The organism is Paraburkholderia sabiae (assembly GCF_030412785.1).
Taxonomy (GTDB): domain Bacteria; phylum Pseudomonadota; class Gammaproteobacteria; order Burkholderiales; family Burkholderiaceae; genus Paraburkholderia; species Paraburkholderia sabiae.
The window spans coordinates 3,643,070-3,664,430 of the sequence record NZ_CP125295.1 but is presented as its reverse complement, the minus strand read 5'-3'; the positions used below and the strand labels follow the sequence as shown (position 1 = coordinate 3,664,430).

At 63.0% G+C, this 21,361-nt stretch carries 20 protein-coding genes; 12 read left to right on the top strand and 8 right to left on the bottom strand.

Annotated features, from left to right (window positions below; translation table 11 throughout):
- Window positions 1–658: 658 nt before the first annotated feature.
- Entirely contained in the window at window positions 659–2,008 is a 1,350-nt protein-coding gene (locus QEN71_RS16510; protein ID WP_201648443.1) for a replication initiation protein, read from the top strand.
- Window positions 2,009–2,051: 43 nt separating this feature from the next.
- On the opposite strand, the gene QEN71_RS16505 is transcribed toward QEN71_RS16510, so the two are convergent.
- Window positions 2,052–3,116, bottom strand: a complete 1,065-nt coding sequence (locus QEN71_RS16505; protein ID WP_201648444.1) for a ParB/RepB/Spo0J family partition protein — start codon at window positions 3,114–3,116, stop codon at window positions 2,052–2,054.
- A 24-nt stretch (window positions 3,117–3,140) separates the two neighbouring features.
- Window positions 3,141–3,803: a ParA family partition ATPase gene (gene parA, locus QEN71_RS16500; RefSeq protein WP_201648445.1), complete on the bottom strand. Its 663-nt coding sequence runs from the start codon at window positions 3,801–3,803 to the stop codon at window positions 3,141–3,143.
- 550 nt (window positions 3,804–4,353) lie between these two features.
- Between parA and arsC the strand changes: the two genes are divergently transcribed.
- A complete protein-coding gene (gene arsC / locus QEN71_RS16495; RefSeq protein WP_201648446.1) occupies window positions 4,354–4,725 on the top strand; it encodes an arsenate reductase (glutaredoxin) in 372 nt (123 codons plus the stop codon).
- Between the two features lie 61 nt (window positions 4,726–4,786).
- Here the strand turns inward: arsC and QEN71_RS16490 are convergent, their stop codons facing one another.
- Window positions 4,787–5,752 (bottom strand): sulfonate ABC transporter substrate-binding protein, encoded by a 966-nt coding sequence (locus QEN71_RS16490; RefSeq protein ID WP_201648447.1) that lies wholly within the window; start codon window positions 5,750–5,752, stop codon window positions 4,787–4,789.
- Between the two features lie 233 nt (window positions 5,753–5,985).
- Between QEN71_RS16490 and QEN71_RS16485 the strand changes: the two genes are divergently transcribed.
- On the top strand, window positions 5,986–6,276 hold the full coding sequence (locus QEN71_RS16485; RefSeq protein WP_201648448.1) for a DUF1272 domain-containing protein: 291 nt from the start codon (window positions 5,986–5,988) through the stop codon (window positions 6,274–6,276).
- Window positions 6,277–6,359: 83 nt separating this feature from the next.
- Here QEN71_RS16485 and QEN71_RS16480 read toward each other — a convergent pair whose 3' ends face one another.
- Window positions 6,360–6,566 (bottom strand): hypothetical protein, encoded by a 207-nt coding sequence (locus tag QEN71_RS16480; protein WP_201648449.1) that lies wholly within the window; start codon window positions 6,564–6,566, stop codon window positions 6,360–6,362.
- Between the two features lie 377 nt (window positions 6,567–6,943).
- Here QEN71_RS16480 and QEN71_RS16475 point away from each other — a divergent pair, with 377 nt between their 5' ends.
- The gene (locus QEN71_RS16475) at window positions 6,944–7,495 is read left to right on the top strand and encodes an NADPH-dependent FMN reductase (RefSeq protein WP_201648450.1); all 552 of its coding nucleotides are present in this window, start codon (window positions 6,944–6,946) and stop codon (window positions 7,493–7,495) included.
- 58 nt (window positions 7,496–7,553) lie between these two features.
- Here the strand turns inward: QEN71_RS16475 and QEN71_RS16470 are convergent, their stop codons facing one another.
- Window positions 7,554–8,612 (bottom strand): hypothetical protein, encoded by a 1,059-nt coding sequence (locus tag QEN71_RS16470; RefSeq protein WP_201648451.1) that lies wholly within the window; start codon window positions 8,610–8,612, stop codon window positions 7,554–7,556.
- Between the two features lie 216 nt (window positions 8,613–8,828).
- Window positions 8,829–11,111 (bottom strand): hybrid sensor histidine kinase/response regulator, encoded by a 2,283-nt coding sequence (locus QEN71_RS16465; protein WP_201648452.1) that lies wholly within the window; start codon window positions 11,109–11,111, stop codon window positions 8,829–8,831.
- A gap of 719 nt (window positions 11,112–11,830) precedes the next feature.
- Between QEN71_RS16465 and QEN71_RS16460 the strand changes: the two genes are divergently transcribed.
- From QEN71_RS16460 to QEN71_RS16450, 3 genes are read left to right on the top strand one after another with little or no spacing between them, the layout of a single operon-like run.
- Window positions 11,831–12,199 carry a response regulator gene (locus QEN71_RS16460; RefSeq protein ID WP_201648453.1) on the top strand — a complete coding sequence of 123 codons (369 nt, stop codon included), beginning with the start codon at window positions 11,831–11,833 and terminating at the stop codon, window positions 12,197–12,199.
- Window positions 12,192–12,815: a chemotaxis protein CheC gene (locus QEN71_RS16455; protein WP_028366792.1), complete on the top strand. Its 624-nt coding sequence runs from the start codon at window positions 12,192–12,194 to the stop codon at window positions 12,813–12,815. The genes QEN71_RS16460 and QEN71_RS16455 overlap by 8 nt, the downstream gene beginning before the upstream one ends.
- Window positions 12,812–13,750: a sensor domain-containing diguanylate cyclase gene (locus QEN71_RS16450; protein WP_201648454.1), complete on the top strand. Its 939-nt coding sequence runs from the start codon at window positions 12,812–12,814 to the stop codon at window positions 13,748–13,750. Before QEN71_RS16455 ends, QEN71_RS16450 begins: the two co-directional genes overlap by 4 nt.
- Before the next feature lie 56 nt (window positions 13,751–13,806).
- On the opposite strand, the gene QEN71_RS16445 is transcribed toward QEN71_RS16450, so the two are convergent.
- Window positions 13,807–14,229 carry a nuclear transport factor 2 family protein gene (locus tag QEN71_RS16445; protein WP_201648455.1) on the bottom strand — a complete coding sequence of 141 codons (423 nt, stop codon included), beginning with the start codon at window positions 14,227–14,229 and terminating at the stop codon, window positions 13,807–13,809.
- A 547-nt stretch (window positions 14,230–14,776) separates the two neighbouring features.
- On the opposite strand from QEN71_RS16445, the gene hpnD reads away from it, so the two are divergent.
- From hpnD to QEN71_RS16420, 5 genes are all read left to right on the top strand, one after another.
- Window positions 14,777–15,625 (top strand): presqualene diphosphate synthase HpnD, encoded by an 849-nt coding sequence (hpnD, locus tag QEN71_RS16440; protein ID WP_201648456.1) that lies wholly within the window; start codon window positions 14,777–14,779, stop codon window positions 15,623–15,625.
- Window positions 15,625–16,914 (top strand): hydroxysqualene dehydroxylase HpnE, encoded by a 1,290-nt coding sequence (gene hpnE / locus QEN71_RS16435; protein WP_201648457.1) that lies wholly within the window; start codon window positions 15,625–15,627, stop codon window positions 16,912–16,914. Before hpnD ends, hpnE begins: the two co-directional genes overlap by 1 nt.
- On the top strand, window positions 16,911–18,944 hold the full coding sequence (shc, locus tag QEN71_RS16430; protein WP_201648458.1) for a squalene--hopene cyclase: 2,034 nt from the start codon (window positions 16,911–16,913) through the stop codon (window positions 18,942–18,944). The genes hpnE and shc overlap by 4 nt, the downstream gene beginning before the upstream one ends.
- A complete protein-coding gene (locus QEN71_RS16425; RefSeq protein WP_201648459.1) occupies window positions 18,944–19,657 on the top strand; it encodes a phosphorylase in 714 nt (237 codons plus the stop codon). The genes shc and QEN71_RS16425 overlap by 1 nt, the downstream gene beginning before the upstream one ends.
- Window positions 19,658–19,785: 128 nt before the next feature.
- Window positions 19,786–20,259 carry an acyl-CoA thioesterase gene (locus tag QEN71_RS16420; protein WP_201648460.1) on the top strand — a complete coding sequence of 158 codons (474 nt, stop codon included), beginning with the start codon at window positions 19,786–19,788 and terminating at the stop codon, window positions 20,257–20,259.
- 87 nt (window positions 20,260–20,346) lie between these two features.
- On the opposite strand, the gene QEN71_RS16415 is transcribed toward QEN71_RS16420, so the two are convergent.
- Window positions 20,347–21,351, bottom strand: a complete 1,005-nt coding sequence (locus QEN71_RS16415) for an MlaA family lipoprotein (RefSeq protein WP_201648461.1) — start codon at window positions 21,349–21,351, stop codon at window positions 20,347–20,349.
- Window positions 21,352–21,361: the final 10 nt, after the last annotated feature.

The window sequence follows — 21,361 nt, the reverse complement described above, 5'->3', positions numbered from 1 at the left end:
TTTGTCGAACGCATTGCGAGCCTAAGGTGAGAGTTTTCGGGAGCGAATCCCCACGACAGATTTTCAGAACAGGTGAGAAGTCGCGACGCGCCTTGATTCGCGTGATGGCTTAGGTGAGGATATTCGGGATTGGTGCTGCGCCATTCCCGTCAGCAACTATTGTTGTTGCGGCGTCGCGGTCGGATTTAGTGTCCATATTTGCCGGGACGTGTCTCTCAAAAGCGCATTCTTTTAGCCGCGATGAACAGGCCTCGGAATACCGTCGCAAGCTGTCTGACCCCCAGGTTGGCACCAGGGGACACATGCCGGGACGCAAGCGCATCCAAAAGCGCCATCCGAGCCATTTTCAGGATTGCCTGCCTCGTGAATCCACGTGCCCAAATCGCATCGTGTATTTGCGACGTCCCTAAGGTGAGCACTTTCGGGAAGCGAGTAATCAGTGCCTCAAGCGTGGCATTTCACACTATCCAACCCTGACTCACGACCATCAAGGCATCCCGGAAGCGCTTCGACCATCGATAGGTGAGCGTTTTCGGGATCTGCTCCTGGTGAGGCTGTGATTGCAGCCGGATTTCACCGAAGGTAGGTGAGACGTGCGCTATAGACGCGCATCACCGCAGCCGGTATCCTTTCGCGAAATCTCTTCTCGACCCGACGCATGGCCACGAAGCGCGCGAAAAAAACCGATGTGGTGAGCCCAAGCTCCGCCGAATTGCGCAAAGCCGTCGAGGCGATCGCAATTCAGCCGAAGAGCGGCAAAATTACGCTGCTCACCCGCAAACTGTTCAACGTCCTGCTGACGGTCGCGCAGCAAGCGGACGAAGCGGGCGATACGTACCGCGCCCTGCTGTCCGACATCGTCGCCAATTCCGCCTTCGATTCGAACGACACCGCGCTCGTCAAGGAGCACCTGCGTCGCATGGTCTCCGTGCAGGTCGAGTGGAGTCAGGGTTCGTCGAGCCAGAAACCTGGCCGGAAGTGGGGCATCTCGACGTTGATCGCCGACGCCGAAATTCTCGAAGACCCGGCGACGCGCCGTGTCTGGGTCGAGTTTTCGTTCGCACCCAAGATCAAGAAGAAGCTGCTCGATCCTGTCCAGTACGCGCGATTGAGTCTGCAGTTCCAAAGCCAGCTGCGCAGCAGCGCGGGGCTGGCACTCTACGAAATCTGCGTGCGCTATCTGACCAACCCGAGCCATCTGACGATGCGCGAGGCGTGGGAATGGTGGCGGCCCATCCTGTCGGGCACGCCCGACACGGAAGCCGGCGACGAAGCCAAACGCGAGTACAAGTATTTCAAGCGCGACTACCTGCGCCCCGCGATCGCCGAAGTGAATGCCGTCACGAATATCTTTGTCGAACTGATCGAACATCGCGAAGGTCGTCGGGTTGCCGAAATCCAGTTCCGTGTCACCGAGCGCAAGCAGCCGATGCTCGCGCTCGACGAGCATCCGAATGTGTTCGACAGCACGCTCGTCGACCGGATGGTGAAGATCGGGATTCCGTTGAAGGAGGCGCAGACGCTCTACGCCGACAGCGAGGAAAACCGCATCCGTGCGGCCTTGCAAATGACCGAACAGCGGATGCGCAGCACGACGCTGCCGCCGGTGCGCAGCGCGCCGGCGCTCTTCAAGGATGCGCTGAAGAAAGGCTATGCGCCGCCCGTCGAGGCGTTGCCTTCGACGCCCGCTGGCAAGGCGCTCGCGGGCGCTCCCGCCGACGACGCGAAGGCGCGGCTGCTGGGCGAGTACATGGCGTATCGACGCAAGGAAGCGCAGGCGCTGTACGAGGAACAGGGCGATTCGGAGCGCGAGGTGGCGCGGCACTCGTTCGAGGAAGACGAATTGCCGGGTCTCGGCGCGCACATGCGTGACGATTGGCGTCGGCGCGGCCTCGAGTCGAAGCTCACGGAAACCGCATTCTTCGATTGGCTCGCGCGCAAGACCTGGGGCGAGCCGACGGACGGCGATCTGCTCGCATTCACGTTGAGTCAATCGCGAGCTGCCTGATGACGGGTAGCGCGTCGTAATGGGCGCGCTACTTTCCTGCTTGCTACGACGGGTCGGACAGCATCTGCTCGATCTGTCTGAGAATGTCATCGCGCTTGTCGCGCGACAGTCCACGCAGTTTCAGTTCGAGCCGGTCATCTCCGTACGACTTCAAATCGCCGACCGACACACCACCCAGCTTGATATCAAGCCGCTGTGCGTAGCGCTGGCGTCCCGCCGGCTTTGCGCTTTCCTGCGCCGTTGCCCTGCCCTTCACGATGTCCGCGACCTGACGCGTGCTCAAGTCGTCGGAGAGGATCTTGTTGATGAGGCGCAGCGTGGAATCCGTGCCGCGAGCCGAGTGATAACGGCCGACCTGATACGCCATATTCGAGCCGAAGCGATCCGGTCGCGCGACCATTTCCTGCATCACCGTCTCGGGCAGTTTCGCAACTGACAGCGCGACAGCGATCGTCGACTCATCGAGGCCGAGATGTTCGGCGAGTTCCTTCTGACTCTGGAAGTGTTTCTCATCGAGGAAGCGGCGCCAGACGACCGCGTTGTCGAACACGGTTTGCGAATCGCGCTGGACGTTGAGGTCGTAGCCGAGCTTGTAGCTCTGAATTCCGATCGGCAGATCGACGACGATTGCCTTCACCGTCTCCTTGTTGGCTTCCTTCAGCGCGCGAACGCGCCGGCCGCCGTCGCTGACAAAGTAGCTGCCCGGATTGTCGTAGTCGGGGATGACGTGGATAGCTTGCTGCTGTCCTTGCTTAGCGAGATTGACTGCGAGCTCGGCAATCGACGACTTCACATAGAAATAGCGTGGATTGAACGGACTGGGTTTGATCGACTTGAGCGATAGCTCGATGATTTGCCCCGGGCGATAACCGTGTTCGGCGCGCCAGGTCCGATATTCAATCGATTCGTTTGCTGTATCCACCGACTCGGCTTCACTGGACGCAGTCGACGGCGCAACGGGATTCTTGAATGCGGCGATGTTTGCGTTCTTCGGCGCATTTTGCACGAGGCCGTCGATCGCATTGAGGCGATCGAGCGCCGTACGCTTTTCGCTGCTGGTCGAATCGGGGCGTGCCTGGAAGCCTTTGGCGAATTGGGACGGTTTCATTCAAGTACCTTTATGCGCATAAATTCAGGGGAGCAGAGCGGCGATCTCGTCGGCGCATGCGCGAACTTCGAGACTCGCCAACTTGGCGCCGCGATCGTTCATCTGCAAGACTGTCTGACCGAGTGCCATCGCCTGTTTGTATGCCTCGCGCGTGGGAATCTGGGTGCGTAGAAGCGGGAAGCCAAGTTCTTCCAAAGCGCGCTTCAGTTCACGCGTCAGCATCCGTTTCTCTTCCGTCTTGTTGAGGAGAAAGACGGCGCGGAGGTCTTCGTTCATGACCTGCGCCTGCTGGACCAGTTTGACGAGCCCCACACTCGACCAATAATCCGCGGGCGACGAGGACGTCGGAATAACCGCGACGGTCGCGGCGAGGAGAACGACACCCGAGACCTTCTCGGTAATGGACGGCGGGCAGTCGACGACGATCAGGTCGTAGTCGGCGACGAACTTCTTGATCTCGCGATGGATCTGCGCGCCGGCTTCCGAGAGATTGACGACCGGGAATGGAATGCCAGAGTCGCTATCCGATGCTGCGCTGGCCCAATGGATGAGGGTGTTTTGTCCGTCTGCGTCGACGACGAGGACGCGCTTGCCGCGTTCATGGAAGGCTGCGCCGAGGTGCATCGCAATTGTGCTTTTACCGACCCCGCCCTTCTGCTGTGTCACTGCGATGATTTCTGCTGCCAACGTTCACCTCCTCTTTTTGGACGCCGCTGAATTTTACCTTGATGATTTTGTAATTCAAACATTTTTGGTTAGATGCAACGGTTATAGGCCATTCGGACAAGGCTTTATGCGCATAAAGCGGTGGGCATCGGTTTGGGAGCGGATCGGAGCACGCAAGAGAGAGGGCTCAGCGGGAAGCAAAGACTGTGTGGATAGGTACCGCGAGGATGAGGTACCGATGTCGAGTGGCGCGCACGATGACAGCCGGTTTGTGCGCATAAACTCGCCGACCGCAGCGACCCCTACGCAGAGACGCCGTTCATATGCCGTGGTCGGAATGCATTGGCTTTATGCGCATAAACTCGAGCGCGTGAGAGGGAGATGTCGCAAAGCAGAAAGGCGAATGGCTAGATAGCGCATGTCCGAAGCGCCGGCGCTAACCAGCCCGGTCGACGCAGCGAGGAGAGTCGCATCATCAGGAAGGAGCAAGGCAAAGCACAACGCACCCGCAAACACCATCCCGCCGCACCCGCTAAAATCCCGCTCACCTCTCCACATCCCCACATCAGCCATGATCACCATCTATCACAACCCGCGTTGCTCGAAATCCCGTGGCGCATGCGACCTCATCAGCGACGTCTACAACCCGTCGAACGAACCTGTCGAGATCATCGAGTACCTTCGTACGCCGCTGTCGGTGGCACAACTCAAGGAACTGAACCGGATGCTGGGGTGTTCCGTGCGCGAGATGATCCGGGACTCGGAATCGATCTACAAGGAACTGGGGCTTGCTGACACGACATTGAGCGACGGTCAGTTATACGAAGCGATTGCCGCGAATCCTATTCTGCTTCAACGTCCGATCGTCGTACGAGATGGGCGTGCCGTCATCGGCCGGCCGCCGGAGAACGTTAAAGCCCTGTTCGCCGACCAGGCGAGTTAGGAGCGAGCGATGCGCGCGACGAAGTACCATCATCGCGCGCACGCCCCCCAAGAAAAGACATTTAAGCCTTCGCGCCGAGAACCGCTTCCTTCGTCACGATCTTCGTCGGAATGATGCGGAGTTCAGTGAACGTGTCGGCGATCTTCTGCTGCTCGGCGAGCACACCGGCGTCGATCGGCTTGTAGACGTGTGCATAGTGTCGAAGGCCCGCTTCGATCACGTTCGCGTCGAGTCCCTGAATCGGCGCCAGCTGCGCCGCGGCCTCCGCATAGTGCTCGCGAACCCACGCACCTTCCTTCCCAACTTCGGTCACGACAGCATCGACTAATTCACCATTCTGCTGCGCAAAGGATCGCGCGCTGAGGAAGAACTGATGGTGACTGACGATGCCTGTGCCGTCAGTCAAAAGTCTCGCATTCGATTGTCGCTTGGCGGCTTCGAGAAACGGATCCCAAATAGCCCATGCGTCGATTGCACCGCGTTCGAATGCTGCGCGCGCATCGGCGGGTGGCAAGAAAACAGGTTGGATATCGCTGTATTTCACTCCGGCCTTTTGCAACGCGGCGACCAGAAACCAGTGAACGTCGGAGCCCTTGTTGAACGCCACGCGCTTGCCCTTCAGATCCGCAACCGATTGGATCGGCGCATCGCGGTGGACGAGGATGCCCTCGGCTTGCGGCGTCGGAATCTCGTACGCGGTGTAGACGAAGTTGGCACCGGCGGCTTGCGCGATCACGGGCGGCGCTTCCCCGACGTAGCCGAAATCGATCGAACCCACATTCAGTCCTTCGAGCAGTTGTGGACCGGCCGGGAATTCCGTCCATTTCACATTGACGCCCTGCGGCGCGAAGCGCTTTTCGAGCGTTCCGTGTGCCTTCAATAACACGAGTGTGCTCGCGGCCTTTTGATAACCGATGCGGATTTCTTTTGCACGGTTATCGGCGAATGAAGGAAGTGCGGTCGAAGCCAGGAGTGCGCCGGCTCCGGCCAGGAAAGTTCGACGTGAGAACGAGCGAGTCTGAGACATGGACGGATTCGATACAGCGAAAACGGACGCGACATGGACCGATTGCGCTCAACGATAAGCCGGTCGCCAATCGGCACGAACCGATAAATTCGCATAAGCAAATCACTCGTCTCGGAGATCGACCGATTTGCTCCCTGGCAGACGCGCTGGCAGGAATTGACGCGAGGCTGACCTTTTCGCCTCGATCGATCTCCCTACACTTCCGACAATCGAATCGATTTGGGAGACCGCAAATGCTCGAACTCAGGCCGTCATGTGAAGGATGTGGCAAGTCACTGCCGGCGAACGCCAGCGATGCAATGATCTGCAGCTTCGAATGTACGTTTTGCGAGGAGTGTGCACTCACCGCTCTGCGGAACGTCTGTCCCAACTGCGGAGGAAACTTCCAACATCGTCCAATTCGTCCTGCGGCGATGCTAGGGAAACATCCGGCGTCGTCTGAACGGCATCCCGTCGGCGTGGACGAAGTCGCACACGGCGACTATCTAGCGCGCTATCGGAACACTGCGCCGGCAGAGCGCTAATCGGCAACAGCGACCAACGCCAGCCAAACAAAAAAAGGGCGCCGCAAGCGCCCTTTTTCATGATGTCGCACGCAGAACCGCGCTCAAGTCTTGCCACCACCATCGAGCCCACTTCCCGTGCGCCACACCTGTTTGCCGCGTTCGGAAAGTTCGCCGCAACTATGGGTTTCGTCTGCCTGTGTGCCTTCTACGGCCATCTCGCCGCCCGGCTGTTCCAACGAGCGCGGTTTGTGCTGCTTTTTTACAGCGAACGCTTCGTCATGCGATTTGCCTGAGTGATCCAAACTCATGATCTATTCCTCCCGATCGTTTCTCAACGGTTCTCGCCTTGGCGCCTTGCAGCGATAAGGCGACTCTCAATAGTTCGAAAATCCGCTTTTCCACAAGTTCAACCGAAAGCTGTAACGGCAAGCGATGTCGCGCGCCGTTTGTTGCATCAGGCGACAGCCCGATGATGCGCTTGATTGATAAGGCAAAGGTTCGACCTATCCACAGGGTTATCCAGAAAATCTGTGGATAACTTTTCGGACCCTCCAGTTATCCACCGGCCGTCAGAAAACCGTCATATCCGGGGCGGAGATCTGCGCGGCACGACATGGCATCGACCGCTATGATTCACAGGTCGCACCCCCTTTTCGCGCTATCGCGCCAACCGAGGAAGGAAGACATGTCCTATCACATTGCAGTCGTCGTCGGCAGCTTGCGCCGCGACTCGACCAACCGCCAGTTGGCAAAGGCGTTGATTTCCCTCGCGCCTTCGGATTTTTCGTTCGAGTTTCTCGACATCGGTTCTCTCCCGCTCTACAGCCAGGACTACGACGACGACTTCCCAGAAGTCGCGCGCAACTTTAAGCAGAAGATCCAGGCCGCGAACGGCCTGCTGTTCGTGACCCCTGAATACAACCGCTCCATGCCCGGCGTGTTGAAAAATGCGCTCGATTGGGGTTCGCGCCCTTGGGGTCACAGTGTCTGGGGCGGCAAACCGGGCGCCGTGATCGGCACGTCGCCGGGCGCAACGGGCACCGCGCTCGCGCAACAGCATCTGCGCAACGTGCTGGCCTACCTCGATGTCGCGACGCTCAGCCAGCCTGAGATGTTCATCAAGCATGCGGCTGGCCAGATCGACGAGAACGGCAACATTGCCAATGACGACACGCGCAAATTCCTGCAGAAATTCGTCGATCGCTATGTGGATTGGGTGAAGCGGCACGTCGGTTAAAGATCGACATCGTTAGCCAACGCGGCGTCCGATTCCAGGCGCCGCGTCATCACCAACGCTATGGGCGATCATCCGGATGTCCCGTCACCCGATCCCATCCCTGCCGCACGGCAGCCTTGAAGCGTTCCCAACTGCCCACAGCCGCCTGATCCCGTTCCCAGTCCAGCCGCACTTCGGGCTCGACCTCGTCCCACGACCTGTCCTGATAACGAATCTCGCGCGCCATCGCCGCGCCATAGTGATACGCGGGCACGTACTCGTCATAGCGCAGGCCTTCGTGCGCGTACTCCGCTTCATAGTGACCGCGGAAGTCCTCTTCGTATTCGAGGAATTCGTCCGGCACCTGTTGCGGCATCGCGCGCGCGGGAGCAGCTGTGTCGGGCGTCATCACCGCGCCTGATCCGGCGATGCCCGCCGACGCGATCGCGCCAGCCGCCGGAGTCGCCGAAGGCTGTGTCGGCACGCCGTAATCAGGCGCCGCCGATGCCGGCTGTCCTGGTTCCTCCGGCGGCAGATCCGGCCGCATCACCGCGCCGGCGCCCGGCGCGCTCGCGGCGGCAAGCGCTTCCGCCGACGTCTCGTCGACGGGCGGCACACCGTGCAGCGCATCCAGATGCGCGCGCTTGCGAGCCTCTTCCTCGGCAAGCAGCGCATCGCTCGACGGTTGCGGAGCCGTTGGTATCGCGGCGGCCGGCGTGCCGATGCCAAGCTCATCGAGCACCGAGTGCTCGCGCCGCGTTTCGGCCGTGCGCGCCTCGACGTCCGGCGCACGCTCGCTCACTTCGAGCGCGCCGAGACTGTTCAACGCGTTACGCGCGAGTTCCGCATGCGATTCGCTTGCCGCGTTCACGGCCACGAGCACGGCGCCGCGCCGCACGGCTTCCGTATATCGCTCGGCTTCAGGCGCAGTCGGGCCGGACGCCGTGAACAGGCTCGACAGAAACCGTTCGATATTGGCAATGACGCCGGGAGAATGCGTGGCGGCTGCGTCGGCGGGCGTTTCGGGGTTCGCCTGCAGCTCGATGTCGCTGGGTGCGAAGCCGGTCTGCACGAGCGTGTTGCGCGCGCCTTCGGCCTGCGCGTAGGTGTCGAAAAGACCAATCACGGTGTGTCGCATGTCTGTCTCCGTGGCTTTCTGGGCGAATGCGGCGGCGTGCCGCTGCGTTCTCGATACACAGAAACCCGCAACGATCATGCCGGGTTGCGCATGCGTTGGCTTGCGGGAAAGTCCGGAAACGGGCGACCGCGACGGCGTTCGAGCCGTCGCGTCGGCAAGCGCGGCTGCCGTGTGGCGCGCTTTTACAAATGGCCGGTAATCCCCGGCAATGGCCGCTCAACTGGCGGGATGCGTCGGCGGATGCGCGAGGTCGCGCTGCAATGTCTGCAGGAATTTGTCGAGCAGCGCGATATCGAACGGCTTCGACAACACGCGTGCGTCGACGTGACGTGCGCGCTCCAGTTCTTCCGCATAACCGGTGACGAGAATGACGGGCAGCTTGGTTTCGAACGACTGCACGCGCTCCGCCAGATCGATGCCGTTCAACTTGCCCGGCATGTGGATGTCGGAAATCACGAGATCGAACGGCAGGGGTTCGCCCGTGTCTTTCTGCCGCGCGTGCGCCGCGTCGAAGCGTTCCATCGCCGTGTCCGCGTTGAAGACGCACGTGACGTCGTGGCCCATCATCTGCAGCAGCGCTTCCGTGCCGGCCGCGACCTCGTCGTTGTCCTCGACGAGCAGGATGCGCAAGCCATGCGGCGCGTCCGCTTCCTCGGCGACGGGTTCGGCGGCCCGCTCGATTTCCGGCGCCTGCGTCGCGCGCGGCAGATAGAGCCGCACCGACGTGCCCGCGCCGATCGCGCTGTCGATCGCGGCGAGTCCGCCCGAGCGCTCGCAGAACGCGAACACCTGCGGCAGCCCGAGACCCGTGCCCATGCCCTTCGGCTTGGTCGTGAAAAGCGGCTCGAACGCACGCGACAGCACTTCGGGCGGCATCCCGACGCCCGTGTCTTCGAGCGAAAGCTGCACGAAGTCGCCCGTGATCGGAAAGCCGTCTTCGTGCCGGAAGCTCACGTTGTTCGCGCGCACCGTGTAGCGGCCGCCGTTCGGCATCGCGTCGCGGGCGTTGACGGCCACGTTGATCAGCGCCAGTTCCAGTTCGGCGACGTCGACCTGCATCGGCCACAGGCCCGTGCCGACATCCATCACGAGCGCGACCTTCGCGCCGAGCGAAGCGCGCAGCAGATCGCGGCAGCCGGGCAGCCAGCGCTCGACGTCGAGCGTTTCGTTGCGCAGCGGCTGCTTGCGCGCCACGCCGAGCAACTGGCGCGTGAGCGACTGTCCGCTCTTGAGCGCGCGCTCGACGGCGGACAGTTCGCGATCGAACGACGCCGCGCCGCGACGCCGCACGATCTGCACGTTGGCCGAGACGATCATCAGCAGGTTGTTGAAGTCGTGCGCGACGCTGCCGACGAGATTGCCGAGCGCTTCCATCTTGCGAGACTGCCGGTACGCGGATTCGATCGAACGCCGCATCGACGCCTCCGCCTGCCAGCGCTCCCACGCCTCCTCTTCGGCGCCGAGGCGTTTGAGCGACAGCCAGATCACGCACCACAGCACGATCGACGGCACGAACGTCGACAAAATCAGCACGCTCAGATGGCGATACCACGCGGCCCAGATCGCCGACGTGCGATAGCCGACCGTCACATACACGGGATACGAACCGACGCGACGGAACGCGACGATCAGACGTTCGCCGTCGACAGTCGAACGCACCCGCACGACGCCTGCGCGGCGGCCTTCCGCGAGTGCGTCGGTGTACGCGTTGTGGCGAATGGGCTCTTCGGCCTTCGACGGCGGACCGATGGGAAAGCGCGCGAGCACGGCGGCGTCGGAGCGCGTCAGGGCCATCGTCATCGGCGCGCCGGTTCCGCCCAGCAACTCGCGATAAAACGCCGCGAAGTAGCTGGGCCGCAGCGCCACCGACACCATGCCGGCAAACGAGCCGTCGTCGCCGCGCCGCGCGACGCCTGTGTTGAACACGATCTCGCCCGCGACATGCCCGACCATCACTTTCGATACCTGCTCGAGCACCCGGCCGTCACGAATGCCGACGAAATCTTCACGCTGGTCGATCGATATGGCGGGCGCCGGATAGAAACGGCTGCTGGCGAGCAACGCGCCGTCGCGCCCGAAAATCGAGACGGCCGCGACCTGCGGATAGCCGCCGCCCATGGTCTGCAGCTTCTCGTGGATGGCGTCTTCGCGTTCGCGGATGCCGTTGTCGTCGAGTCCTTGCACGAGGTCGACGACGCGCGCGTCGAGCGCTTCGTTCATGTCGAACACTTTCAGCGCGTGCTCTTCCGCGACGCGCACGGTGCGCAGCGTGGCATCGGTGGCGTCGGCTTCGCGCGTGCGCAGATCGCTGAACGCCATCGCCGCGACGAACACGCACGGCACCACGACGGCCGCGACCAGCAACGCGATCAGCGTCATGCGGCGGACGGCGAAATTCTGTTCGGGAACGGCGGGAAAGAGCGCTTCGTCGGGCCGCGCGTCGGCGGCGCGCTCATCGGGAGCGTTCGCGTCGACGGAATCGGTCCGGTCAGCTGTCATGGCGCAAGCCGCGCGAGCGGCCGGAGAAAAAGGAGTGAGTTCTAATCATAAGTTCAGCACGCGGGTTTACTCGCGCGCAATGCAACAAAAGAAGCGTCACGCCCGCGCTGGCGCGGGTTCGGCGCTTTAGTCATACGAGTTCGCGAATCAGCGACGAATCCGGAAGCGCAAACGTACACAAAAGTATAAGTACGATCATTCTTCTGACGAATGCTTACGTTTCGACTCGAATAGGACGAAAACGAGTTAAATTCGTTCGTCGAATGCTTTCTGACGAGTTGCCTTTCCGCCAATTTGCTTCGAAAATTGCGCCCAGATAAATAATCAGCCCGCCATGATCGGGTGAATTCCGCGCGAGGGCCCGGGTATTGCACGCGATGCAAGACCGGCCTCGCGGAGACCAGCGGGGCACCACGGAGCCATGAACGCCGTCTTGCCGCCGCAGCATCATCTACGGGGTAGGCTTCGAAAATGCCGGTCATTGCCGTTGTCCATTGCGTGCAGGCTGCCGCCGTTGCGCGCCGCACGTGCAGCGCGCGCCGTCCGGTGCGCCAGTCGCCGCGCCACGCGCCGGCGGCATCGCTGGTGCCGATCGGTTCGGCTCGCGAGTTTGCCCGTATTCGGGTAGTCCCGGCGCACAATCGTGCGAACGGGCACTAAAGTTCGCCCAGGCGCCGCCGTTAACACGCAAGAGCCCACTCCGTTTCCAGTCCGCCGCCATGTCTTTGCCCATTGTGATCGCCGATGACTCGCTGCTTGCCCGCAAGGTGCTCACAAAGGCATTGCCGCAGGATTGGGACGTCGACATTACCTACGCGTCCAACGGCCGCGAAGCCCTCGAGCATTATCGCAAGGGGCTCGCGTCGGTGATGTTTCTCGATCTGACGATGCCCGACATGACGGGCTATCAGGTTCTGGAGGCCCTGCAGCACGAGGACCTGAACACATTCGTGATCGTCGTGTCCGCCGATGTCCAGCCGGTGGCAAGGGAACGCGTGCGCGCGCTTGGCGCGCTGGCATTCATCCCGAAGCCCGTGACCACCGAGGCGGTGCTTCCCATCCTCAAGGAGTACGGGTTGTATGTCTGAGCCAGTCCTCAACGAAGATCAGCGCGACGCGCTGCAAGAGGTCGCCAATCTGGCGATGGGCCAGGCCGCGACGCGCCTCGCTCTCCTGCTGGATGCGTTCATCGAACTGTCGGTGCCGCGTGTGCGCGTGGTCGCCGTGCGCGAAGCGGCGTCGGCGCTGCGCGAGATGACGGGCATCAACGAGCCCGTCAGCGCCGTGCGACAGGGCTTCCGCTCGGATATCAAGGGCGAGGCGCTGGTGATCTGCCGCAGCGGCAGCATCGAACAGCTGTGTTCGCTGGTGAGCGACCCGTACGCGAAGTCGGCGTACGAAGCGACCACGCAGGAAGAACTGGTGTTCGACGTCGCGAACATCCTGACGGGCGCGTGCGTGTCGTGCATCCTCGACCAGCTCGGACGCACGCCCGTATTCTCGCCGCCGGGGCTGCTCGGCTCGGCGATGTCGCTCGACGACGTGTTCCAGCCGAATGTCCTCGCGTGGGAAGTCGCGTTGCTGGTCGAAGTGAATTTTGCGTTAGAGGATCAGAGTTTCCGCGCCCACCTCGTGATGCTGATGGCGGAAGACTCGATCCGTCATCTGAGCAACGCGCTGGACGCGCTGCTTTCCAGTATATGAATGCCCCGCTTCCTACGCTGAGCGACCTGGTTGTCGAACGGGTCGGCTTCGGCATTTTCGTTCTCGACCGTCAGATGAACGTGCTGATGTGGAATCGCTTCATGCAGGACCACAGCGGTCTGTCCGCGCAGCAGGTGGTCGGCAAGTCGATTTTCGCGAGCTTTCCGGAACTGCCGCGCGTGTGGCTCACGCGCAAGCTCGAAAGCGTGTTCCAGCTCGGCAGCTTCGCGTTCAGTTCGTGGGAGCAGCGTCCGTATCTGTTCAAGTTCGATCACGACCGGCCGATCACGGGCGGCGTCGATTTCATGCAGCAAGACTGCACGTTCATGCCGATCATGCGCGAGCGCGAAGTGGAAGCCGTGTGCGTGACGGTGTCCGACGTGACGGATGTGAGCATCATGCAGCGCGAGCGCGAAGAAGCCGTCGCTAAGCTGCAGGAATACGCCGACCGCGACGGACTGACGGGCATCGCGAACCGCCGTTATTTCGAAGCACGTCTGCGCGACGAATACACGCGCTGGCAGCGTTACGGCGGCGAACTGTCGATCCTGCTGTTCGATCTCGATCACTTCAAAAAGATCAATGACCAGTTCGGTCACGTGGTCGGCGATGCGGTGCTGCGGGAAATGGCGCAGCGGGTCGCGCACGTCGTGCGCGCGCAGGATACGTTCGGGCGTTTCGGCGGCGAGGAGTTTGCGTTGCTGCTGCCGTGCACGCCGCTTGAAGATGCGATGCTGGTCGCCGAGAAGATCCGCCATACGATCGGCGATACGCCCGTCGATGTGCAAGGCGTCGATGTGCCGGTGACGGCAAGTGTGGGCGGTGCGGCGGCGCGGGCTGGGGTGCCGGCTTACGAAGCGCTCATCAACGAGGCGGATGCCGCGCTGTACAGCGCGAAGCGGCAAGGGCGCAACCGGTCGGTTGCGTTTATCTGAAGTTGTTCTGACGTTGGACGCGTTGCCTTATGCAAGCCGCGTCCAACGCTCGCGATTTACTTCTTCGTCATCCACGAGCCGACGACGCGCCATTGACCGTCGCGCCGGACGAAGTTGTCCTTGAAGGCGAACACGGCGGCGTCGCCGTTCGGCGCCATGAAACGATTCTCACCGAATGCGACAGCCTGATCGCCGTCGACGCGCACCTGCACGTTCTGCAGCGTTTGCGTCGAACCGGCGGGCGCGGGCGGCGCGCTCAGCACATCGCTTTTCGAACGCGCCTTGCCGGACGGCGTGATCTCGCGATACGCGTCGTCGAGCAGCCATTTCAGCGTGTCGGTGTCGTGATGCATGCTCGCCTGCACCCAGTTTTCTTCCATCTGGCGGATCGTCGATTCATCATTTTGCGTGGCGAATGCGGGCGCTGAAAGCGTGAAAGCAGCGAGAAGCGGTGCTGCCAGATAAATATGCAGTTTCATGATTTTCCTTTAATGGAATTGATTCTCGTATTTCGACAAATTTCAAATACGGAATTGATTCGTCGGCATTGGTGCCAATGAAAACGGATTGAAGAAAGCGATTCGAGTCGTATCGATGCATCGCGTCATCCCTTTGCTGGCTGACGTTCCGGGCCGCTCGTGTCGCGGCCTGCATCATCGATTTCCGACGACTAATATAATCTCGGCCTGTTTTTCAATATCTCAGACAAGTCTTAATTTGAGATAACGGAACAGCGCCATCAAAATAATCGACGGGTTTTGAAGCTGATTTTCGATTGACATCGCTTCGCTTGCGAATCCTCGATTTGGCGCGCATCCAGGAGCGCCCTTCGTCCGGGCGAACGGGCGCTGCGCCTTGCACGGACGGCCGCCGTTTCTGCGTCCGCTATGAAAGGTTGGTATACTTTTGCCCGTTTTCCGGTCTTTCGGCCGGTGTTTCGCGCGTGTCCGCGCGCGCGGGCGGCTTGCCCTGCGGGTAGGCATGACTTCTTGATCGCCCCGTGCGGGTGTCTCAGCGGAGATCGTCTTGGCCGTTTCCAATCTCGTCGTGGACGACACACAAACTGACGCAGCCGCCGCAAGTTCGGGCAGCTCGTTTTATCTCGCGATGCGCATCTTGCCGCCTGCGCAGCGCGATGCGATGTATCAGGTGTACGCGTTCTGCCGCGCCGTCGACGATATCGCCGACAGCGACCTGCCGCGCGCCGAGCGCGCCGCGGGCCTCGAACGCTGGCGCGCCGACATCGACGCGTGCTACGCCGGCTCGCCGCGCGCGTCGCTGCTCGAGCTGACGCGGCACATCCACACGTTCCATCTGCAGCGCGAAGACTTCCACGCGATGATCGACGGCATGGCGATGGACGCCGCCGCCGACATCTGCGCGCCCGACGAAGTCACGCTCGATCTGTATTGCGATCGCGTCGCGAGTGCCGCCGGCCGGCTATCGGTGAGAATTTTCGGGATGCAGGAGCAGCCGGGTATCGAGCTGTCGCACCATCTGGGCCGCGCGCTGCAACTGACGAACATCCTGCGCGACATCGACGAAGACGCGGAAATCAACCGCTGCTATCTGCCGTACGAATTGCTCGCGCGCGAAGGCATTGCGACGTCGAATCCGCTGACCATCGCCGACGATCCGTCGCTGCCGCGCGTCTGCGCGACGCTCGCGGAGCGCGCGAAGCAGCATTTCGCGGCCGCCGACGCGATCATGGACGCGCAACCGCGTGCTCAGGTGAAAGCGCCGCGCATCATGTCGGGCGTGTACCGCGTGCTGCTCGATCGCACGCTGGAACGCGGCTTCGACATCCCGCGCACGAAGGTCAGCAAGCCGAAACTGCGGATGCTGGCCATCGTCGCGCGGTACGCTCTCTTTTGATGCGAAAGCTGGTTCACGTGATCGGCGCAGGGCTGGCCGGTCTAGCCGCGGCCGTGCAACTGCAGCGGCGCGGCGCGCAGGTCGTGCTGTACGAGGCGGCCGGGCAGGCGGGCGGCCGCTGCCGCACGTATTACGACCGAGCGCTGGCGGCGACCATCGACAGCGGCAATCATCTGGTGCTGTCCGGCCAGCAGGCCACGCTGAACTACGTGCGCGCGATCGGTTCCGCCGACGATCTCGTCGGGCCGACGCAGCCCGAATACCCGTTCGCCGATCTCGCGACGAACCAGCGCTGGACCGTGCGGATGTCGCAGGGACGTTTCCCTGCATGGATTTTCGAGGCCGCCGCGCGAGTGCCGGACACGCGATGGACGGATTACCTGTCCGTCGTGCCGCTGCTGCTGGCCAAGCCCGGCCGCACTGTCGTGCAGACGATGCGAAGCAACGGCCCGCTGTGGGACCGCATGCTGCGGCCGCTGCTGCTGGCGATGACGAACATCGATCCGCGCCACGCAACGGCCGAAATTGCAGGCGCGGCCGTGCGCGACACGTTCGCGGCGGGCGGGCCGGCGAGCCGTCCGCTCGTCGCGCGTAACGGTTTGGGCTCGGCCTTCGTCGAACCGGCGTTGCGGCTGTTGCAGCACGGCGGTGCGGCGATCCGGCTCGGCGCGCGGCTCGATGCGCTCGAATTCGCCGATGGCGAAGACGGCCAACGCGTCGCCGCGCTCCGGCTGAACGGCGGGGAGCGCGTTGAAATCGGCGCGAGCGAAGCTGTCGTGCTGGCCGTGACGCCCGATGTGGCGCAATCGCTCGTGCCGGGCGTGCAAACGCCGCGCCGCTTTTCGGCGATCGTCACTGCGCATTTCGCCGTCGAGCCGCCGCTCGGCCATCCGCCGCTGATGGGTCTCGTCAACGCGAGCGCAAACTGGCTGGTGGCGTCGGACGGACGACTGTCGGTGACGGTCTACGATGCGGCGAACCGCACGGCGAACCTCATCGACATGCCGCGCGACGAACTCGCGCGCAAGCTGTGGGCCGACGTCGCGCAAGTGACGGGACTGTCGGCCGATCTGCCGCTGAAGTGGCAACTGAACGTCGAGCCGCGTGCCACTTTTGCCGCGCAACCCGACGACGAGATGCGCCGCCCGGCCGCGCGCACTCGCTGGAACAACCTGATGCTCGCAGGCGACTGGACGGCAACCGGTCTGCCGCCGGGCATCGAAGGCGCGATCCGGTCAGGCCAGAAGGCCGCCGACACGCTATTGAACGAACCGATGGAACGCCGATGAACGATTTATCCATGACCCAGACGCTGGGCGAAGCACTGCCTCAAACGCTGATCGACGATCACGCTCCCGTTGCCGCCGCGCTGGCGACAGGCGCCGCGCCCGTCGACGCGCTCGACGCCGCCGTCACGCGCGCCACGGACGCGATCCTGGCCGCGCAAAAAGACGACGGCCACTGGGTCTACGAACTCGAAGCCGACGCGACGATTCCCGCCGAGTACGTGCTGCTCGTCCATTACCTGGGCGAAACGCCGAACGTCGAACTCGAACAGAAGATCGCGCGCTATCTGCGCCGCATCCAGCTGCCCAGCGGCGGCTGGCCGCTCTTCACGGACGGTGCGATGGACGTCAGCGCGAGCGTCAAGGCGTACTTCGCGCTGAAGATGATCGGCGACGCGGAAGACGCCGAGCACATGGTCCGCGCGCGCGAGTGCATTCTCGCGAACGGCGGCGCGGAAGCGGCGAACGTGTTCACGCGCATCCTGCTCGCGCTGTTCGGCGTCGTCACGTGGTACGCGGTGCCGATGATGCCCGTCGAAATCATGCTGCTGCCCAAGTGGTTCCCGTTCCATCTGTCGAAAGTGTCGTACTGGGCGCGCACTGTGATCGTGCCGCTGCTCGTGCTCAACGCGAAGCGGCCCGTCGCGCGCAATCCGCGCGGCGTGCGCATCGACGAACTGTTCCGCGGCGCGCCCGTCACGACGGGCCTGCTGCCGCGCTCGGGCCATCAGAGCAAGAGCTGGTTCGCGTTCTTCCGCGCCGTCGACGGCGTGCTGCGCGTCACGGACGGCCTGTTCCCGAAGGCGTCGCGCGAACGCGCGATCAAGGCGGCCGTCGATTTCGTCGATGAACGTCTGAACGGCGTGGACGGCCTCGGCGCGATTTTCCCGGCGATGGCGAACTCCGTGATGATGTACGACGTGCTCGGCTATCCCGCCGATCACCCGAATCGCGCGATTGCCCGCGAGTCGATCGAAAAACTGCTCGTCATCCACGAAGACGAAGCGTATTGCCAGCCGTGCCTGTCGCCTGTGTGGGACACGTCGCTCGCGGCGCACGCGCTGCTCGAAACGGAGGACCCGCGCGCCGAGCAGGCCGCCGAGCGCGGTCTCGCATGGCTGCGTCCGCTGCAGATTCTCGACGTGCGCGGCGACTGGATTTCGCGCCGTCCCGACGTGCGTCCGGGCGGCTGGGCGTTCCAGTACAACAACGCGCATTACCCGGATGTCGACGATACGGCCGTGGTCGCGTTGGCGATGCACCGCTCGGCGGTGGTGACGAAATCGAATGTCGACGCAAACGCGATTGCGCGCGCCCGCGAATGGGTGGTCGGCATGCAGAGCAGCGATGGCGGCTGGGGCGCGTTCGAGCCGGAAAACACGCAGTACTACCTGAACAACATTCCGTTCTCCGACCACGGCGCGCTGCTCGATCCGCCGACGGCCGATGTGTCGGGTCGCTGCCTGTCGATGCTCGCGCAACTTGGCGAAATGCCCGCGACCAGCGAGCCCGCGCGCCGCGCATACGACTATCTGCTGAAAGAGCAGGAAGACGATGGCAGCTGGTACGGCCGCTGGGGCATGAACTTCATCTACGGCACGTGGACGGCGCTGTGCGCGCTGAACGCGGCGGGTATCTCGCTCGAAGACGCGCGCATCAAGCGGGCGGCGGAGTGGCTCGTGTCGATCCAGAATGCGGACGGCGGCTGGGGCGAAGACGGTACCAGCTACAAGCTCGACTACCGCGGCTACGAAAAGGCGCCGAGCATTCCGTCGCAAACGGCGTGGGCGTTGCTGGGGCTGATGGCGGCGGGTTACGTCGATCATCCTTCTGTTGCGCGCGGCGTCGAATATTTGCAGAGCGAGCAGCGCGACCACGGCCTGTGGGACGAAGAGCGCTTCTCGGCGACGGGCTTCCCGCGCGTGTTCTATCTGCGCTACCACGGCTATCGCAAGTTCTTCCCGCTGTGGGCGCTCGCGCGTTACCGCAACCTGACGCGCGCGGGTCAGAAGCGCGTCACCGTCGGCATGTGATGGCGGCTCGGCCCGATCTCATGAGCCCGAACCTGCCGGTCATCGCTGTGACCGGCATGGCGTTCGAAGCGCGCATCGCGCGCGGCAAGGGCGTCGAAGCGGTTTACGCGGCGCGCGCCGATCTGCTCGAACGCGCGCTGAACGAGGCCGTCTCGCGCGGCTGCGCGGGCATCATCAGCTTCGGCACGGCGGGCGGCCTCGCGCCCGATCTCGCGCCGGGTACGCTGATCGTTGCGAGCAGCGTGCATAGTCCGCTCGGCGTCGTCGAGGCGAATCTGCGCTGGATGGCCCGCATTGCGACCGCACTTGAAGGCTCGCCGCTGGCGTCGAAGCTTCGGCGCGGGCCGATAGCAGGCGTCGGCGCACCGCTCGTCGGTGCTGCCGACAAAGCGGCGCTGCATGCATCGACGGGTGCGCTCGCCGTCGACATGGAATCTCACCTTGCGGGCGCGATCGCCGAGGCGAACGGTCTGCCGTTCGTCGTGTGCCGCGCGATCGTCGATCCGGCCTGGCGCACGCTGCCGTCCGCCGCGACGGCAGGTCTGCGCGACGACGGCACAACGGCTATCGGTCCCATCCTGCGCGAACTGGCGCGCCAGCCGTCACAACTCGGCGGATTGCTGCAGGTCGCCGCCGATGCGCGTGCTGCTCGCGCTACCCTCGTCGCCGCGCGTCAATTGCTGGAGCGCTCGGGCGCGTTGCGGTCGCTCTGAGTCTCGCGCAGGGAAATAGTGTGTTGGTCTTGAAGACCTAGGGAAAACCCTTATCTCTGGTATAGTGCTAGGTGTTAACCCTAGGTCGCGCCTTCGAACGCGGCCACGCTATCCGAAGAGGGACCGCAATGAATTTCCACACACGCAAATGGGTCAAGCCCGAAGATCTCAACCCCAACGGCACGCTGTTCGGCGGCAGTCTGCTGCGCTGGATCGATGAAGAAGCCGCGATTTACGCGATCTGCCAGCTCGACAACCAGCGCGTCGTGACCAAGTTCATGTCGGAGATCAACTTCGTCAGCTCGGCGCGTCAGGGCGACATCATCGAACTCGGCATGACGGCGACGCATTTCGGCACGACGTCGATCACGCTGCGCGCCGAAGTGCGCAACAAGATCACGCGCAAGAGCATCCTGACCGTCGAAAAGATGGTGTTCGTGAATCTCGACGAAACCGGCAATCCTGCGCCGCATGGCCGCTCGAAGATCCGCTACTCGGACGAAGCGTTCGAGCGCTACAGCGAGAAGCTGCGCGCGATGCAGCAGCCGGGCGCCATGCTGGCGTCCGAAGACGTCGATCAGGAAGCGGACGCGGCGCATTAACGCACGCTAAAGAGCGCCAAGAAAAAAGCCCCGGCTGGTCTCGCGACCAGCCGGGGCTTTTCATTTGCGTTTCCGCCGAGCCGAGGCTTACTGCGAAGCGGGCTTGTCCGGCGTGGGCGCAGGCGTCGAGTTCTGACCCGGCGCCGTGCCCGTTGCGGGCGCGTTGGACGACGCAGGCGACGGCGCAGCGCCTTCACCCGGATCTTCGTACTTCGGCACGCTTTGATCGTTGGTCGGTGCGGGCTTCTTACCGCCCGTTCCGCCGGCGCCCGACGCGCCTTCCGCAGGCTCGGCGTAGTTCGGCAAACCAAGCGGCGCCGCGCCCGGCACCGCGGTCGGCGCCGGGCCCGACGCGCCAGCCGGCGCTTCCGCACCCGTGTCGTCGTCGCCGTAGTCAGGCAACGCGGATGCCGGCGCATTCGCGCCGCGCAGCAGCGAGCGGCGTTGCTGCGTATAGGCGTCGCGCACGAACGAGTATTTGTCGAGGGCGGCCTGTTCCAGCAGCGTCGTCGCGCCGAGCAGGTCCGAACGCACGCTCACGAACTGCAGGAAGTACAGCGGATATTTGACTTCGGCGTCCAGATACGTGATCGGATTGGCGCGGAAGTCGACCAGATAGCCCAGACCATCGCGGAACGAGCTCGGGCCGAACAGCGGCAGCACCAGATACGGACCCGACGGCACGCCCCAGCGGCCGAGCGTCAGACCGAAGTCCTGCTTGTGCTTCGGCAGGCCGGCGGGCGTCGCGAAGTCGATCAGGCCGCCGATACCGAAGGTCGAGTTCATCGCGAAACGCATCAGGCTTTCCGTTGCGTCCTTGATGTGCAGCTGAAGCAGGCTGTTCGCGAAGTTGTCGAGATCGCCGAGGTTCGAGAAGAAGTTGCTGATTGCCTGACGCAGCGGTTGCGGCGTGACCTTTTGATAGCCCTTCGCGATCGGCACGGCGACCGTGCGATCGAGCGCGTCGTTGAAACCGAAAATCGCGCGGTTCATTGGCTCGAGCGGGTCACCGGGTTTCCGGTCAGGGCCCGTTGCACACCCCGTTGCAAGACTCGCGGCGGCCAATACCAGCGCGGCTGTACGCATCTTCATGCGGCTATCC

Coding starts and splice junctions, on each gene's coding strand:
- QEN71_RS16510 (WP_201648443.1), top strand. CDS start 659: ATGGCCACGAAGCGCGCGAAAAAAACCGATGTGGTGAGCCCAAGCTCC.
- QEN71_RS16505 (WP_201648444.1), bottom strand. CDS start 3,116: ATGAAACCGTCCCAATTCGCCAAAGGCTTCCAGGCACGCCCCGATTCG.
- arsC (WP_201648446.1), top strand. CDS start 4,354: ATGATCACCATCTATCACAACCCGCGTTGCTCGAAATCCCGTGGCGCA.
- QEN71_RS16490 (WP_201648447.1), bottom strand. CDS start 5,752: ATGTCTCAGACTCGCTCGTTCTCACGTCGAACTTTCCTGGCCGGAGCC.
- QEN71_RS16485 (WP_201648448.1), top strand. CDS start 5,986: ATGCTCGAACTCAGGCCGTCATGTGAAGGATGTGGCAAGTCACTGCCG.
- QEN71_RS16480 (WP_201648449.1), bottom strand. CDS start 6,566: ATGAGTTTGGATCACTCAGGCAAATCGCATGACGAAGCGTTCGCTGTA.
- QEN71_RS16475 (WP_201648450.1), top strand. CDS start 6,944: ATGTCCTATCACATTGCAGTCGTCGTCGGCAGCTTGCGCCGCGACTCG.
- QEN71_RS16470 (WP_201648451.1), bottom strand. CDS start 8,612: ATGCGACACACCGTGATTGGTCTTTTCGACACCTACGCGCAGGCCGAA.
- QEN71_RS16465 (WP_201648452.1), bottom strand. CDS start 11,111: ATGACAGCTGACCGGACCGATTCCGTCGACGCGAACGCTCCCGATGAG.
- QEN71_RS16460 (WP_201648453.1), top strand. CDS start 11,831: ATGTCTTTGCCCATTGTGATCGCCGATGACTCGCTGCTTGCCCGCAAG.
- QEN71_RS16455 (WP_028366792.1), top strand. CDS start 12,192: ATGTCTGAGCCAGTCCTCAACGAAGATCAGCGCGACGCGCTGCAAGAG.
- QEN71_RS16450 (WP_201648454.1), top strand. CDS start 12,812: ATGAATGCCCCGCTTCCTACGCTGAGCGACCTGGTTGTCGAACGGGTC.
- QEN71_RS16445 (WP_201648455.1), bottom strand. CDS start 14,229: ATGAAACTGCATATTTATCTGGCAGCACCGCTTCTCGCTGCTTTCACG.
- hpnE (WP_201648457.1), top strand. CDS start 15,625: ATGCGAAAGCTGGTTCACGTGATCGGCGCAGGGCTGGCCGGTCTAGCC.
- shc (WP_201648458.1), top strand. CDS start 16,911: ATGAACGATTTATCCATGACCCAGACGCTGGGCGAAGCACTGCCTCAA.
- QEN71_RS16425 (WP_201648459.1), top strand. CDS start 18,944: ATGGCGGCTCGGCCCGATCTCATGAGCCCGAACCTGCCGGTCATCGCT.
- QEN71_RS16420 (WP_201648460.1), top strand. CDS start 19,786: ATGAATTTCCACACACGCAAATGGGTCAAGCCCGAAGATCTCAACCCC.
- QEN71_RS16415 (WP_201648461.1), bottom strand. CDS start 21,351: ATGAAGATGCGTACAGCCGCGCTGGTATTGGCCGCCGCGAGTCTTGCA.